Below are 13,804 nucleotides of genomic sequence, written 5' to 3' on the forward strand. Positions count from 1 at the left end.
ATCAACGTGAACGACGAAGTTGAAATCGTAGGTATCAAAGAAACTACGAAGACAACGTGTACAGGTGTTGAGATGTTCCGTAAGCTTCTAGACGAAGGCCGTGCAGGTGAGAACATTGGTGCCCTACTACGTGGTACTAAGCGTGACGAAGTAGAGCGTGGTCAAGTACTAGCAGCTCCAGGCACAATCACTCCGCACACGAAGTTCGAAGCAGAAGTATACGTACTGTCTAAAGATGAAGGTGGTCGTCACACGCCATTCTTCAAAGGCTACCGTCCACAGTTCTACTTCCGTACAACTGACGTAACTGGTGACATCCAGCTACCAGAAGGCGTAGAAATGGTAATGCCAGGTGACAACATCAAGATGGTAGTAGAGCTAATCTGCCCAATCGCGATGGATGAAGGTCTACGCTTCGCAATCCGTGAAGGTGGCCGTACAGTTGGTGCTGGTGTTGTAGCAGGCTAAAGCCCAACCCACAGGGTGATGATGTAGGCAAGGCTTTAGCCTTGCAACCGCCAAAGGCGGTCACATTCCAGAGGCCAGTACCTAGACACAACCGTGTTTTTATATGTATGGTTAGGCTGAAGCCCAACCTATAGGGGCTGATGTGGTAGGATAAAACTGAACCCAAATGGTGATGGTGTAGGCAAGGCTTCAGCCTTGCAACCGCCGAAGATGGTCATATTCCAAAGGCCAGTGACTAATCACAATCACAACCAATTATTCACAGCGTAGTGAGATTCAACTGTATCTGCGAATCTATACTCACTCATTCCTCTTGATATCATTGCGTTGCAATGAGAGCGTCTACCAGCTCAATGCTACCTCACCTATGATGTTGTCTACCGGAACGAAGCCCCAATAGCGGCTATCTAAGCTATTATCACGGTTATCTCCGAGCACAAAGTAATGATTATCCGGCACTTTCCACTTTGATTTTCCTTGATAATATCGCTCAGTTCGTGGGGAGGCATGTTTGTTTAGCCATATGTTATAAGTGTGTTCCTCTATCGACTCTGAATAACCCTGATACGGCGGCTCGCTTATTGCGCTTTGCTCAATTTGAGGCAGAGCTCGCATAGATGCACATTGAGCATCAAGCGTATCGCAGGCGGGTTGAATGAATACTTGCTTGCCCTTCAGCGCTATTGTATCCCCGGGCAGGCCAACAACGCGACTTATGTAGTTGATACTAAGCTGCTCTGGGAACTGAAAGACAATAAGACTACCTCGCTGAGGCCTTTTGGAAGGGGATTCTTTTTTTAGTTGAATGCCCGCTAAGCGATGATTTTCATAACCGAGCTTATTTACCACCACTACACTATTAGGTGTTAACGTGGGGCTCATCGAAGAGGATGGTGCAGCAAACAATTCAAAGGCATTGATTCGCGTAAACAATATAAGTACCAGAAATAGGATGAAACCTAACAGCGATATCCACCAGTTAGCATACCAGCTACGGGGTTGGTTGCTGTCATAGTTTTTTGCGAGCCAAAGAGTGTGGATGAACATCAATATAAGTAATAAAAATGCGAGATCGATGTAGCTAGATAAAAAAGGTGTCAGCTTGGGGCCTAATAGAGCGACCAGTGCAAAAAGGCTCAAATATGCGAAAAATAGCCGTCCTCTATTAACATAAAGGAACGCGAAAGGTTGCATAAAAATACCTAAAATGACTGAAACCCAAGTATTTGGTTTCCATAGCTGTTTTTGAGTTGTCATACTTATCCTTGTATATCTTGTTCTCCATGGTGGGAGTCATGACTCTACAACAATTCCTATTAAAGGCCAAAGGTATGGTGTTTTTTCAGTTAGGTTGAAGCGCGGTGTTTCTATTAGCTGTTTACTCACAGGGATAGAGGTTGTAGGCAAGGCTTCAGCCTTGCAACCGCCAAAGGCGGTCACATTCCAGAGACCGGGACCTAGTATACAATCAATAATCCCCCAAAATGGTTAGGTTAAAACCGAACCCACAGAAACAGATGTTGTAGGCAAGGCTTTAGCCTTGCAACCGCCGAGGGCGGTTATATCCCAGAGACCGGGACCTAGCCACAACTGTGTTTTTATATGTTTCTCACACATGGTTAGGCTAAAGCCCAACCCACAGAAACAAGTGTTGTAGGCAAGGCTTTAGCCTTGGAACCGCCGAAGGTGGTCATATTCCAGAGTCCAGTACCTAGCCACAACTGTGTTTTTATATGTTTCTCACACATGGTTAGGCTAAAGCCCAACCTACAGGTCCTGATGTTGTAGGCAAGGCTTTAGCCTTGCAACTTTGATTACATACGCCACTCTCACCTCTAACCTCAAGGGCTGTTATGCGCCTTTTAAATACTCTTTTCTGTTTAGCTGTGTCCCCATGCCAACTTCTCCCATTAAATCTCCCCACAGCTCTCTGTAGTGCGATCTTGTCGCGTTGGCGACGGCAACCAAAGGGAGAATGATACGATTCCCCCTTTGGAATCCCCCCGTACCCCGAAGCATTTGCTATTGCTTGCGCGTGTTGATGCTGTCAACGCACCCAGCGAAACTCGACTTCCTGTCTCGGTTCGCTTAACTCGGCATCCATGCCTCGTTGTACTATCAGCACCACCATGCTCAGCGCAAATGCACGGGGAATTGGGCTGATACATCGGTGTTCTGAGACAATTTTATTTTGTTGTGAGCTCTTTAGAAACTCCGCGAACCCGTAATTCGCCAATGCTTCCGAACTCAGGTTTTTGCTAAACGCTCCGCTTAGGCTGGACACGATTTAACGGCACTTCCCTGTGCCGGTAAATCTCGCTCGGCGTCCTGCCTCGCTGTCTTAGCCACGCGCCGCAGCAAAAGCCGATTTCTCCAGCGCGGATTTAAACGGGTACTGGGCTGATACATCGGTGTTCTTGAAAGGGCAGGAGCTTGTGGCTGTATAATCTCTTATAAAACGCGTCACCAAAATTCATCTTGATTTAAGCCGCGTGTACTACAAATGCTGTTTAACAAGTGTTAGTCTAAAATAATATGAAAAGTGGTGCGTTCTGATAGTGCCTTGTAGTCAAAAATTAAAAATTATGTTGATGTGAATAATATGGATATGGAACTTTTTTTTGGTTCATTTTGTAAGAAATTACCTTGGAGCGTTGTTAGTCAGGTATTAAAAAAACATCAAATTTCCCCAAGTCAGGGGGCTGATAAAACAATTTCTAGATTAGTTGAGCTGTATAAAAGTAAGAAAATTACGCAAAGCTTAATTAATGAAGTGAAGGGTGTTTATAACAGATATACTAGATTTGGTGACAAAACACTTTCGATAGATGTAGTTGATAAAAATGACTTAAGTAGGTTGATTGCCGTAGCTACTTCTGCTGTTCCTGATATAAAAGCTAGTGATATTAATTTTCCATATTATGATGATAAGACCGACAAACTTTTAACAGAAGACCCGGTTTTCGTGCACCAAGAAGTGCTCGGTAAGTACATACACCTTTATTTTGCGAGCGTAAGAACAATAACAGAAACCATATCGATAGATGATTCATTTTTTGCGCAAAATAACAGTTCATTCAAATTTCCAGTAGGGATTTTTGACGTTTCTGCAAAACAAAGAGTTAAAAGAAGATATTACGACGTAATTACAGTTGACACCAGTGCGGGGCATATTTTTTATAAATTAGATATCAGTGTGCCCTATATTTCACCTGAAATAACAACTATTAAAACTAAGTTGCACTCAAAGTTTATTACCATGATAGGTAAAAGTATTGCCAGGAATAAGCATAACCTTTTTCCTGCTGTTGGAAAAATATATAAAAGCTCACAGGGTAGAGTTTGTGAACTGGGATATCAGGTATCTGCTGTAACACATGGTGAAAAAATGCGCTCTAAGCATAAGGATTTGAGGCGAGAAAAGTTTCACCAAGGCGGTAAAAGTGTTGTTCCAAGTGTGGATGTCTTTCGAATTGCCAACAGATACGAAACTACGGACCCTATTATTAATGTTGAGTCAGAAATCTTATTGCCAGGACAAACTCGAATGTTGACTGCAGGGCAATCACCCTTTCTAAACTATGCTATTCTGACAAAGTGCTTAAACGATAGCGACTTTCAAAAGCATATAGATAATTTAATATGATTTTTCAAAAGTTGAAAACGCGAGTTAGGAATGACTGGGACGAACCGAATATCATAAAGATGATAGACGGGATCCTAGCTGCGTTTGAAACTTTCCCAGAACATTATCACGATTCTTATTCTTCAATTTACACTATCGAGAATATTTTAGCTGACGATGAAGAACTGACTTCAGACCCTAAATTTAGAGCAAATTTGATGCTCGTAATTGATTATCTAGTTAGTGACTCAGTTAATGTATTGAGTTTGTCTTATTCAGTCCACGGTCCCGAAGGTCTAATTCCTTTGAGTGTGGAAGAGTTACGGGAAGCGTACTCACAGGGGTTTTATGTATTTGATAATGGGGAGGCTATTGATAGCCTTAATGATAATGTAGTAATAACCTTCGGTTTATCAGATACTTATTTTAATGAATGATATTAGCGCAATACCTGGTAGGTTACAGGATTTAACACTCTCGGAATTAACCTCTGGAGAATACAACTCACTCTTCCCTAATGCTATTTCAGGCTTGAGTCGGGACTTGTTACATGCCCAAGATTATGAAAAGTTCAATAATGCTGTTGACTCTAGCCTAAATAACATACTGTCAAAAATCCAAAGCCATCCGTATGCTCGAAGATTTGATTGCGAGGACCGTATAACAATAGATATTGTAAACAGTTTTCAATTACTGGGTTTTAATGCAGAGCATGAGGCTTATCATAATGGAAATGTAGACATTACGGTTAGTCATGCGCAATCTATTTATTGGTTAGGTGAAGCTAAAATCGATAGAAATTCAGGATACATATTTGAAGGCTTCCGGCAGTTGGTTGACCGTTACTTAACAGAGAATAGAACCAAAACGTTTCCAGTAATGCTTATATATTGTAAGACTAGGAGTATTAATAAAACTAAAGAAAATTGGTTGAGTTACCTAAAGAGAGGGGATTTAATCAAAGAGTTTTCGATTAACGTAACTGATGATGGTGGTGGAAAAGATTATCTTCTTACATCTCATCGCTGTAAAAAAACTAGCCAAACAGTGACAGTAAAGCATCATTTCATCTCTTTAAAAGATTGCGCGTCTGATAAAAGTGCAAAAAACAGAAAAAGTAATAACTGTCCTAATTGCAGTAAGCCATACTAAAAAACCGACAAGCTCTAAACTTGAAAGCCTTAGCCAACTTAGTTGCAAGCAACTCGTCCCTGAAGCAGTATTCCGGCTCGACATCCGTTGTCTCGCGTTCAAGCCTAAAATAGCTCCACGTTTTCGCTATTTTCGGGCGGCTCTCACCCTTTTGACCGCTTCTCCACCACCGCAGCCGTCATCCTTGATATACAACACAAATCGCCAGCACTGTTGTAAATTTTTATCTCCCACACTGATGAGCGGCCGCCTAGGTGCACGGGTTTGGTTACGGCTTTAAGTGTGCCGGTGCGTGAGGCTTTGAGGTGGTTGGCGTTGATCTCCTGGCCGACGCAGTAGTACTTGCTGGTATCGACCACAAAATTGGCGGCGTAGCTGGCCACGGTTTCGGCCAATGCCACGTAAACGCCGCCATGAACAATGCCCATGGGGTTATATAATTCATTGCTCACAGGGAGGCAGGCGACTAGGTAATCGTCGCCTATCTCTGTGATCTCAATGCCGAGTTTAGTCATTAAGGTGCCTTTTTCTCCTACACCTAAATCGAGCTTTTTACATAAGGCTAAGTCAATCTCTTGGGCCCAAATACTCATCTGTACTCCTTAAACAGCAACGCGGGTAAAGGTTTTAATTCGGTGTTCAGTGGCTAATGTATCGACATAGTTGAGTACATGCTCTGGAAAGGTTAAGCCTTTGACCACAGTGAGGTTGCGCAGAAACGGAAACAACGCCACATCGGCCCAAGTAATATGTTCTGGGGTTTGTAGCCATGTTAACTCACTCAATGCGTGCTCCATCGTGGCGATGTCAGTGTCGCTATTGGCTAACACGCTATCGAAAGATTCGCCCAGGCGCTGCTCTTTCTTTTCGCGAAAATAGCTGATAGCGGTATCAATAGCGTATTCCGGCAGGGCCAGTTGCGGCCAACGCACAAAGGTCAGCCGTAAAAAGGTTTCAAGGTGCTTTTCAACCCACTGTTGGGCTTGATTAAAGTGCTCTCCCTGTGACAGCTCCTTGTTGGCAAGAGTGCAGAAATACTCGGCAATATCTAAGCTTTCGGCCATCGCGGTATCATCATCTTTGACCAAAATAGGCACTATTTTTTTACCCACTAACTGGTTGGGAGTGGCCTCGTCATCGTTGAGTAGGAAACGCACGTCCACCTCTAGCCCCAAGGCGCGTGCAACCAGTAATGACTTTATACAATAGGGGCAATGTTCAAATATAAACAGCTTCATAAAAAATACCTCAGAGCTTGCGAATTACTACCTTTTGGCCTTAGCTGTAACTAAACAATAGTTGCCGGACGAAAGCAAACTTTCGCCATTAGATCATCATGCAATATGAATCCGTTTACGAATTTTGGTTTACTCACAGCAGTCCACAGGATTGGTTTAAAAAAAGCGCCGACTTTGACGCCACAATAAAAAAGCAATTTTTACCTACTTACGAGGCAGCGCGCCAAGGCGAGCTTTATTCTTGGCGAAAATCTGCTCGAGGCGCGTTATGTGAAATTATAGTGCTGGATCAGTTTCCTCGTAATATGTTCCGCGATACGGCCCAAGCGTTTGCAACCGATGCACTGGCTTTATGTTTGGCGCAGAATGCGGTGGAGAAAAAGTTTGCTTTAGAGCTTGATGATACCGAGCGTAGTTTCTTATACATGCCCTATATGCACAGTGAGAGCCAGGCGATTCATGTGGTGGCTGAGCAGCTTTTTCGGCCCTTAAGTAACTATAAATATGAACTGGCTCACAAAGAAATCATTGACCGTTTTGGGCGTTATCCACATCGTAATGATATTCTCGGTCGGCAATCGAGCGACGCTGAACAGGCGTTTTTGAATCAGCCTGGTAGCCGCTTTTAGTTAAGGGCTTTGTGCCCAGCGCTTCGCTTGTTCACGTTGTTCATAACGAAAGGATTTAACCTCTGCATGAATAAAGTGTGCGCCAAGGTGCTGGGCAAAGTCACCAAGCAACGAATTGGTGGCAATGGCTACTTTATTCACCTTTTGATGATGGTCGCGCACAAATTGCAGATGAGAGAGTAACGCGGCAAATGAGTCCCACCCCGGAAAGTGTTCAGTAGCAATAATGAGAGCATGTAGCTTTGCATGCTGTTCAATATAAGGGTCGATAATACGCACGGCTGCTGCAAAGTCTTCTGCTGTCAGCTGGCCTTGTGGTTCGAGTAGAGCGGTATTGTGTGTTTCGTTTATAGTGATATTGAGCATATATCCTCGCCAACGAGTTCCTTGTATGCTCTATCAATATAGAATATTTACTTACAAGCGGTTGGTTATTGGTGCAAGGTTGTAGGTAGTGCGCTGAGGTTTAAAGTTTCACCTACGCAGCTTTGCAGCAAACTTTGAACTTGGTCTTTTTCGTTTTGCGAGTAGCGAAGGTCATATTTGCTCATGATGTAATTAAAGCGCTGAATGTACTGACAGCGGTAATCTTGATGCGGCGGCAACCATTGCCAAGGGCCTTTTGCGCCTTTGCTACGATTTAGGCCATCATCAACAGCAAGCAAATTCTCCATATCGTTGGCAAATTGTGCCTTTTGCGAACGACTCCAGGTGGCAGCACCGTGTTCATAGGCAAATTTAAGCGGCACAATATGGTCTATATCTAAGTCATCGTCATTGCGTAGTATCTGCCCCGAATAAGGGTCATGCCACTGGCCGCTGGTGACGGTGCAGCGCGCTTGAGTGGTGTAGCTTACATCACTGTGTGATTGGGCAATCAGCACTTCAGCACGAGCGTCTTGGCAGTCGTGATCGGTGTCTAACCAATGTGGCCAGCTATCCCGATGATAACTATTTTCTGATGTTTGTTTAGTGTAGTTCTTTGGTAAACGTCCACCGTCTGCTAGACAGCTTTCTAAGTTCGCATAGGGGGTAAAAGATTGAGTGCGTTGATAATGAGCCGAGTCTTCAGGGTGACAAAGGCCGCTGCGCGACATCTTGATCGTATCGGCTTTGCACGCACCTATCGTCAGTGCCGAAATAAGTAAAAGGAACGCTGAAAATACACTTTGGCGAGTCATCTAACTGCTTAATAATATGACTAAAACAGCGCTACTTTAAAGCATTGTCGCGCATTCGTCACCTATCACTTTATGAGTATGAGGTGAGGTTGCATATGAACAAAAGCGAAGTTGCATTAATTAAGGTTGCAACGGTCAGCAAATTCCCTGATTTTATTTGCGATTTTCATTTAACTGTATATACTCACAGTTAAATGTACTGTATGGAAACCCAGTTGTATGCGCCCATTAACTAAACGCCAATCGCAAATTCTTGAGCTGATTAAAGTCTTTATTAAAGATACCGGCATGCCGCCGACGCGTGCAGAAATTGCACAAACACTGGGGTTTCGCAGTGCTAACGCCGCAGAAGAACATCTTAAGGCGTTGGCTAAGAAAGGCGTAATCAAAATGAAGCCTGGAGCGAGTCGAGGTATTCAATTGGTCGAGGAAGAAGAACCCGAACAATTGGGCCTGCCTTTAATTGGCCGCGTTGCTGCGGGCGAGCCCATTCTTGCCCAACAGCATATAGAGAGTCACTGCCAGATAGACCCACTGCTGTTCAAGCCTGCTGCAGATTATTTGCTGCGCGTAAATGGCATGAGTATGAAAGACATCGGCATTATGGATGGCGACTTATTAGCGGTACATCGCACTCAGGTGGCTGAAAACGGCCAAGTGGTGGTCGCGCGGGTTGATGAAGATGTCACCGTGAAGCGTTTAGAAAAAGCTGGGCGTAAGGTTCTGCTGCATGCAGAGAATGAAGAATTCACACCCATTGAAGTCGATTTAGAGAATGAATCCTTTAATATTGAAGGCTTAGCTGTAGGTGTGATCCGAAACGCCGACTGGATGTAATTAAATTTACTTATTTTGCCTCTAATAGGTCTGTTATTAGGGGCTTTCCCCATGTTCCCTCCTTAGCCACAGTGCTTTCTAACAGCTTGAATCTCCCTGTTAATTTATTAATAAAACGTAAACAAAAATAGTGTATTAACTTGCTATTAGCTCAATCTTTGACTAATTGGTTATATTACAGGCTTTGCTGGTCGGTTTTTCAACAGTTTATTTAGGGTCAAAGTTGTCGACTGGTAAAAGCATAATAATAACGAAGATTGGGTATTAAGCTGTAACCGCCTCTTCCTTGCATTGCGCAACAATAAGGAGATGGTACACATGAAGAAGCTGAGCTCCCTCATGTTGCTATGTCTGTTATTCCCTCAATTGGTGTCCGCGAATAGCAAGTACAACTTGCGCCAAGGGGTAACTGACATTAGCGAAAATGTTTACCAACTACACATGACCATATTTATTATATGCTGTGTGATTGGTGTGGTTGTTTTCGCGGTGATGTTTTGGGCGCTGCTCAAACACCGTAAGTCAAAAGGGGTCACCCCCGCTACCTTTCATGAAAGCACCAAAGTAGAAATACTTTGGACAGCGATTCCATTTGTTATTCTCATAGCCATGGCTGTACCGGCCACCAAAACCCTGATTGCTATGGAGGATACAACAAAGGCCGATATCACCATTAAGGTGACTGGTTCACAATGGAAATGGCACTACGAGTATATGGGTCACGATGTGGGCTTTTACTCACTGCTGTCAACGCCTCAAGAGCAAATCAAAAATGCGCAAAATAAGGGCGACAATTACCTCCTCGAAGTAGATAAACCCTTGGTCATTCCCACTAATCAAAAAGTACGCTTTTTAATGACCTCAGATGACGTCATTCACTCTTGGTGGGTGCCCGATTTTGCAGTAAAGAAAGACGCTAACCCTGGGTTTATCAACGAAGCTTGGACACGCGTAAACGAACCAGGTACGTATCGCGGCCAGTGCGCCGAGTTATGCGGTAAAGACCACGGCTTTATGCCGGTAGTCGTAGAAGCAAAACCCCCTGAAGAGTTTGACGCTTGGCTGGCAGAGCAGAAACAAGCGAAGCAAGCTCAGGCGCAGGCCGATGCTGAGCTGCTAGAACAAATCCTCTCTGAAGATGAGCTAATGGCATCTGGCGAGCAAGTGTACATCACTCGCTGCGCAGCTTGTCATCAGCCTACGGGGCTCGGTTTACCTGGAGTCTTCCCCGCCATTAAAGGCAGTCCAATAGCTACCGGCGATATTAACGACCATATCGATATTGTGGTGCACGGTAAGCCAGGGACTGCGATGCAGGCATTTGTCGGTCAACTTACGCTAAAAGAGTTGGCTGCGGTGGTTACTTACCAACGCAATGCCTTTGGTAATGAAACCGGTGACATCGTTCAACCAAGCGTGATTCAGGCCTATATTGATGGGGAGGAACAATGAGTACAGCAGCTGCAACACATGAACATCACGGGCCTGCAACCGGAATTAAACGCTGGCTTTTTACTACTAACCACAAAGACATCGGCACCTTGTACTTACTATTTTCGTTGTTGATGTTTTTAACCGGTGGCGCCATGGCAATGGTGATCCGAGCCGAGCTATTCCAACCAGGACTTCAGCTGGTTGACCCTCATTTTTTCAACCAAATGACCACAGTACATGGTTTGATTATGGTATTCGGCGCTGTGATGCCTGCCTTTACGGGCTTAGCTAACTGGATGATCCCCATGATGATTGGCGCGCCAGATATGGCTTTGCCGCGAATGAATAACTGGAGCTTTTGGATTCTGCCATTCGCTTTTGCCATCTTATTGCTGTCGCTGTTTATGGAAGGCGGCGGTCCGGCCTTTGGGTGGACCTTTTATGCGCCCTTATCGACCACCTACAGCAACGACAATACTGCACTGTTTGTATTTGCCATTCACATTATGGGGATAAGCTCCATCATGGGGGCCATTAATGTCATTGTGACCATCGTTAATATGCGTGCTCCAGGGATGAAGTGGATGAAATTACCGCTGTTTGTGTGGACATGGTTGATCACTGCGTTTTTATTAATTGCAGTGATGCCGGTGTTGGCGGGTGCGGTGACCATGGTGCTCACTGATAAGTATTTTGGCACTGATTTCTTCAATGCCGCCGGTGGTGGCGACCCTGTGATGTTCCAGCATATCTTTTGGTTCTTTGGTCACCCGGAAGTGTACATTATGATTTTGCCAGCGTTTGGCATTATCTCCACCATAGTTCCTACCTTTTCACGCAAAAAACTGTTTGGCTATTCGTCCATGGTATACGCCACGGCCTCCATCGCCTTGCTGTCTTTTGTGGTGTGGGCCCATCATATGTTTACCACCGGTATGCCACTGGCCGGGGAATTGTTCTTTATGTACTCGACCATGTTGATATCGGTGCCAACGGGAGTAAAAGTATTTAACTGGGTAGCCACCATGTGGCGCGGTGCCATCAGCTTTGAAATACCAATGATGTTTGCTATCGCCTTTATTGTGTTGTTTACCCTCGGGGGCTTCTCAGGGTTGATGTTGGCAATTACCCCAGTGGATTTCCAGTACCATGACACCTACTTCGTGGTGGCGCACTTCCACTATGTTTTAGTGACCGGGGCGGTGTTCTCTATTATGGCCGCTGCTTATTACTGGCTGCCAAAATGGACTGGGCACATGTATAGCACCACGTTAGCGAAATGGCATTTCTGGCTGTCGTTGGTTAGCGTTAATGTGCTGTTTTTCCCCATGCATTTTGTAGGTTTGGCGGGTATGCCGCGACGTATTCCAGACTATGCGCTGCAGTTTGCTGACTTTAACGCCATTATCAGTATTGGCGGTTTCGCCTTTGGACTCTCTCAACTGCTGTTCGTTGCCGTGGTGTTCAAGTGCATCAAGGCTGGAGAGCAAGCACCAGCGAAAGTGTGGGATGGCGCAGAAGGCTTGGAGTGGGAGGTAGCATCTCCGGCACCCTACCACACCTTTGAAACGCCACCTAAGGTGCAGTAATGAACCACGCACCGTTATTAAAGAAACTAGTCATCAGCGTCATTGGCATGTTTGCGTTCGCCTTTGCCTTGGTGCCGCTTTACGACGTGTTCTGCGAAGTAACAGGGCTTAATGGTAAGCCCTCACTCGAACAGGCGCAGCAAAGCGAGCATGTGGATGACTCTCGCGAAGTGACGGTGAGCTTTACAACCCATGCACAAAGTGGTGCCCCCTTTGAGGTGTTAGCGCAAAAGCAAGAAGTGGTGGTGAAACCCGGGGCGATGACAGTGGTGACATTTGCCGCAGCGAATACCAGTGGTGAGCCGCGAGTCATGCAGGCTATTCCATCTGTTTCTCCAGGGCTCGCAGCCAAGTATTTACACAAATTGGCGTGTTTTTGCTTTGACCAGCAGCCGCTACAAGCCAATGAACGGCTTGAATACCAATTGCGCTTTTATGTCGACCCTGCGTTGCCGCAGGAGTATGAGGAATTAACGCTGTCTTACACCCTCTTTGACATCAGCGCTAAGCGACAAGACTTACTCGCAGCGCAAGCGCGATAAACCGAGCGAGGTTAACGAAATGAGTAATCAGTACGAAAAATATTATGTTCCGGAGCAAAGCCCCTGGCCGATAGTGGGGGCTGTTGCGTTGTTTTTTATCGCTGTGGGCGCGGGTCTTAGCGTTATGCAGTTAGAGCAAGGCGGTGGCTCTGGTACCTATTGGCTTATTGCCGGTATTGCGGTGCTGGTGTACATGCTGGTGGGATGGTTTCGCAATGTGATTAATGAGTCACAAAGTGGTTTGTATTCGGCGCAAATGGATCGTTCTTTTAAACAAGGGATGAGCTGGTTCATTTTCTCAGAAGTTATGTTCTTTGGCGCTTTTTTTGGGGCGCTATTTTATGCCCGTATGTTGGCTGTACCTTGGCTTGGTGGTGAGGGTAATAACTTGATGACCAACGAAGTGTTATGGCCTGAATTTAGCGCCTCGTGGCCGCTAGAGTTAACACCAGGCGGTGATACAACTCAGGCGATGGGATGGCAAGGTTTGCCGCTAATTAATACCATTATTTTGCTAGTTTCTTCGGTGACTTTACAGTTTGCGCATACTGCAATTGAGAAAGACAACCGTAAACAGCTTACGGTATTTCTTGCTCTGACGGTGATACTCGGCGCGGTATTTCTGTTTCTTCAAGGTGAAGAATACATTCACGCATATCAGGATCTAGGCCTTAAGTTAGACTCGGGTATTTATGGCAATACCTTCTTCTTGCTCACAGGCTTCCACGGTATGCATGTCACCTTAGGGGCGATCATGCTTACCGTGGTACTCATTCGCGTAATCAAAGGGCACTTTAGCAGTGAAAAGCACTTCGCATTTCAGGCTGCGGCTTGGTATTGGCACTTTGTTGATGTGGTGTGGTTGTGTCTATTCGTATTTGTGTATGTGTTGTGATCGGAGAAGGGTTAAAGCGCAGCAAGCCAGCTTGCTGTGCGAGCAAAATAATAATCAGGACGATGGCGCACAAGGCAACACGTTTGCCTAAGTAGTGCGACATCGGCACCTTGGAGTCAGACTTCAGCATAGCCAACATGGCACGGAATAAGGTGTATATGACAAAAAGTAGCAGCGCAACAATAATAATTTTTATAAGCACAGTGCAGTTTTC

At 45.1% G+C, this 13,804-nt stretch carries 16 protein-coding genes; 10 read left to right on the forward strand and 6 right to left on the reverse strand.

The window, feature by feature from the left end; translation table 11 throughout:
* Window positions 1–468: EF-Tu/IF-2/RF-3 family GTPase (locus MHM93_RS10940; RefSeq protein ID WP_275444209.1), on the forward strand; the 468-nt coding region annotated here is incomplete at its 5' end.
* A gap of 342 nt (window positions 469–810) precedes the next feature.
* On the opposite strand, the gene lepB is transcribed toward MHM93_RS10940, so the two are convergent.
* Entirely contained in the window at window positions 811–1,725 is a 915-nt protein-coding gene (gene lepB, locus MHM93_RS10945) for a signal peptidase I (RefSeq protein ID WP_239449164.1), read from the reverse strand.
* Between the two features lie 1,345 nt (window positions 1,726–3,070).
* Between lepB and MHM93_RS10950 the strand changes: the two genes are divergently transcribed.
* The 3 genes from MHM93_RS10950 to MHM93_RS10960 are packed head-to-tail and all read left to right on the forward strand — an operon-like array spanning window position 3,071 to window position 5,245.
* Entirely contained in the window at window positions 3,071–4,114 is a 1,044-nt protein-coding gene (locus MHM93_RS10950) for a hypothetical protein (RefSeq protein ID WP_239449165.1), read from the forward strand.
* Window positions 4,111–4,530 (forward strand): hypothetical protein, encoded by a 420-nt coding sequence (locus MHM93_RS10955; RefSeq protein ID WP_239449166.1) that lies wholly within the window; start codon window positions 4,111–4,113, stop codon window positions 4,528–4,530. The genes MHM93_RS10950 and MHM93_RS10955 overlap by 4 nt, the downstream gene beginning before the upstream one ends.
* Complete coding sequence (locus tag MHM93_RS10960) at window positions 4,523–5,245, forward strand: hypothetical protein (RefSeq protein ID WP_239449167.1); 723 nt, start codon at window positions 4,523–4,525, stop codon at window positions 5,243–5,245. Before MHM93_RS10955 ends, MHM93_RS10960 begins: the two co-directional genes overlap by 8 nt.
* A gap of 143 nt (window positions 5,246–5,388) precedes the next feature.
* Here the strand turns inward: MHM93_RS10960 and MHM93_RS10965 are convergent, their stop codons facing one another.
* Window positions 5,389–5,838 (reverse strand): hotdog fold thioesterase, encoded by a 450-nt coding sequence (locus MHM93_RS10965; RefSeq protein WP_239449168.1) that lies wholly within the window; start codon window positions 5,836–5,838, stop codon window positions 5,389–5,391.
* Window positions 5,839–5,847: 9 nt separating this feature from the next.
* The gene (gene grxB, locus MHM93_RS10970; protein ID WP_239449169.1) at window positions 5,848–6,483 is read right to left on the reverse strand and encodes a glutaredoxin 2; all 636 of its coding nucleotides are present in this window, start codon (window positions 6,481–6,483) and stop codon (window positions 5,848–5,850) included.
* Between the two features lie 98 nt (window positions 6,484–6,581).
* Between grxB and MHM93_RS10975 the strand changes: the two genes are divergently transcribed.
* Window positions 6,582–7,112 carry a DUF924 family protein gene (locus MHM93_RS10975; protein WP_239449170.1) on the forward strand — a complete coding sequence of 177 codons (531 nt, stop codon included), beginning with the start codon at window positions 6,582–6,584 and terminating at the stop codon, window positions 7,110–7,112.
* Here the strand turns inward: MHM93_RS10975 and MHM93_RS10980 are convergent, their stop codons facing one another.
* Window positions 7,113–7,478, reverse strand: a complete 366-nt coding sequence (locus MHM93_RS10980; RefSeq protein ID WP_239408740.1) for an STAS/SEC14 domain-containing protein — start codon at window positions 7,476–7,478, stop codon at window positions 7,113–7,115.
* Between the two features lie 65 nt (window positions 7,479–7,543).
* Window positions 7,544–8,293: an HNH endonuclease family protein gene (locus MHM93_RS10985; protein ID WP_239449171.1), complete on the reverse strand. Its 750-nt coding sequence runs from the start codon at window positions 8,291–8,293 to the stop codon at window positions 7,544–7,546.
* A gap of 219 nt (window positions 8,294–8,512) precedes the next feature.
* Here MHM93_RS10985 and lexA point away from each other — a divergent pair, with 219 nt between their 5' ends.
* The 5 genes from lexA to MHM93_RS11010 all read left to right on the forward strand — a co-directional run bounded on the left by lexA (window position 8,513) and on the right by MHM93_RS11010 (window position 13,590).
* Window positions 8,513–9,130 (forward strand): transcriptional repressor LexA, encoded by a 618-nt coding sequence (lexA, locus tag MHM93_RS10990; protein ID WP_022943698.1) that lies wholly within the window; start codon window positions 8,513–8,515, stop codon window positions 9,128–9,130.
* 318 nt (window positions 9,131–9,448) lie between these two features.
* Window positions 9,449–10,582, forward strand: a complete 1,134-nt coding sequence (gene coxB / locus MHM93_RS10995) for a cytochrome c oxidase subunit II (protein WP_022943699.1) — start codon at window positions 9,449–9,451, stop codon at window positions 10,580–10,582.
* The gene (gene ctaD / locus MHM93_RS11000) at window positions 10,579–12,153 is read left to right on the forward strand and encodes a cytochrome c oxidase subunit I (RefSeq protein WP_022943700.1); all 1,575 of its coding nucleotides are present in this window, start codon (window positions 10,579–10,581) and stop codon (window positions 12,151–12,153) included. Before coxB ends, ctaD begins: the two co-directional genes overlap by 4 nt.
* Window positions 12,153–12,695 (forward strand): cytochrome c oxidase assembly protein, encoded by a 543-nt coding sequence (locus MHM93_RS11005; protein ID WP_022943701.1) that lies wholly within the window; start codon window positions 12,153–12,155, stop codon window positions 12,693–12,695. Before ctaD ends, MHM93_RS11005 begins: the two co-directional genes overlap by 1 nt.
* 19 nt (window positions 12,696–12,714) lie before the next feature.
* Window positions 12,715–13,590: a cytochrome c oxidase subunit 3 gene (locus MHM93_RS11010; RefSeq protein ID WP_045979080.1), complete on the forward strand. Its 876-nt coding sequence runs from the start codon at window positions 12,715–12,717 to the stop codon at window positions 13,588–13,590.
* Here the strand turns inward: MHM93_RS11010 and MHM93_RS11015 are convergent.
* Window positions 13,490–13,792, reverse strand: a complete 303-nt coding sequence (locus MHM93_RS11015; protein ID WP_081604362.1) for a DUF2909 domain-containing protein — start codon at window positions 13,790–13,792, stop codon at window positions 13,490–13,492. The genes MHM93_RS11010 and MHM93_RS11015 overlap by 101 nt on opposite strands.
* Window positions 13,793–13,804 lie beyond the last annotated feature (12 nt).

It is taken from the genome of Pseudoalteromonas sp. MM17-2 (assembly GCF_022347945.1).
Lineage (GTDB): Bacteria > Pseudomonadota > Gammaproteobacteria > Enterobacterales > Alteromonadaceae > Pseudoalteromonas > Pseudoalteromonas ruthenica.

What these genes read in the sequence shown, in the direction of transcription:
- MHM93_RS11010 (WP_045979080.1), top strand. Translation starts at nt 12,715, where the DNA reads ATGAGTAATCAGTACGAAAAATATTATGTTCCGGAGCAAAGCCCCTGG.
- MHM93_RS10980 (WP_239408740.1), bottom strand. Translation starts at nt 7,478, where the DNA reads ATGCTCAATATCACTATAAACGAAACACACAATACCGCTCTACTCGAA.
- lexA (WP_022943698.1), top strand. Translation starts at nt 8,513, where the DNA reads ATGCGCCCATTAACTAAACGCCAATCGCAAATTCTTGAGCTGATTAAA.
- MHM93_RS10955 (WP_239449166.1), top strand. Translation starts at nt 4,111, where the DNA reads ATGATTTTTCAAAAGTTGAAAACGCGAGTTAGGAATGACTGGGACGAA.
- MHM93_RS11005 (WP_022943701.1), top strand. Translation starts at nt 12,153, where the DNA reads ATGAACCACGCACCGTTATTAAAGAAACTAGTCATCAGCGTCATTGGC.
- MHM93_RS10950 (WP_239449165.1), top strand. Translation starts at nt 3,071, where the DNA reads ATGGATATGGAACTTTTTTTTGGTTCATTTTGTAAGAAATTACCTTGG.
- MHM93_RS10965 (WP_239449168.1), bottom strand. Translation starts at nt 5,838, where the DNA reads ATGAGTATTTGGGCCCAAGAGATTGACTTAGCCTTATGTAAAAAGCTC.
- MHM93_RS10975 (WP_239449170.1), top strand. Translation starts at nt 6,582, where the DNA reads ATGCAATATGAATCCGTTTACGAATTTTGGTTTACTCACAGCAGTCCA.
- lepB (WP_239449164.1), bottom strand. Translation starts at nt 1,725, where the DNA reads ATGACAACTCAAAAACAGCTATGGAAACCAAATACTTGGGTTTCAGTC.
- ctaD (WP_022943700.1), top strand. Translation starts at nt 10,579, where the DNA reads ATGAGTACAGCAGCTGCAACACATGAACATCACGGGCCTGCAACCGGA.
- coxB (WP_022943699.1), top strand. Translation starts at nt 9,449, where the DNA reads ATGAAGAAGCTGAGCTCCCTCATGTTGCTATGTCTGTTATTCCCTCAA.
- MHM93_RS10985 (WP_239449171.1), bottom strand. Translation starts at nt 8,293, where the DNA reads ATGACTCGCCAAAGTGTATTTTCAGCGTTCCTTTTACTTATTTCGGCA.
- MHM93_RS10960 (WP_239449167.1), top strand. Translation starts at nt 4,523, where the DNA reads ATGAATGATATTAGCGCAATACCTGGTAGGTTACAGGATTTAACACTC.
- grxB (WP_239449169.1), bottom strand. Translation starts at nt 6,483, where the DNA reads ATGAAGCTGTTTATATTTGAACATTGCCCCTATTGTATAAAGTCATTA.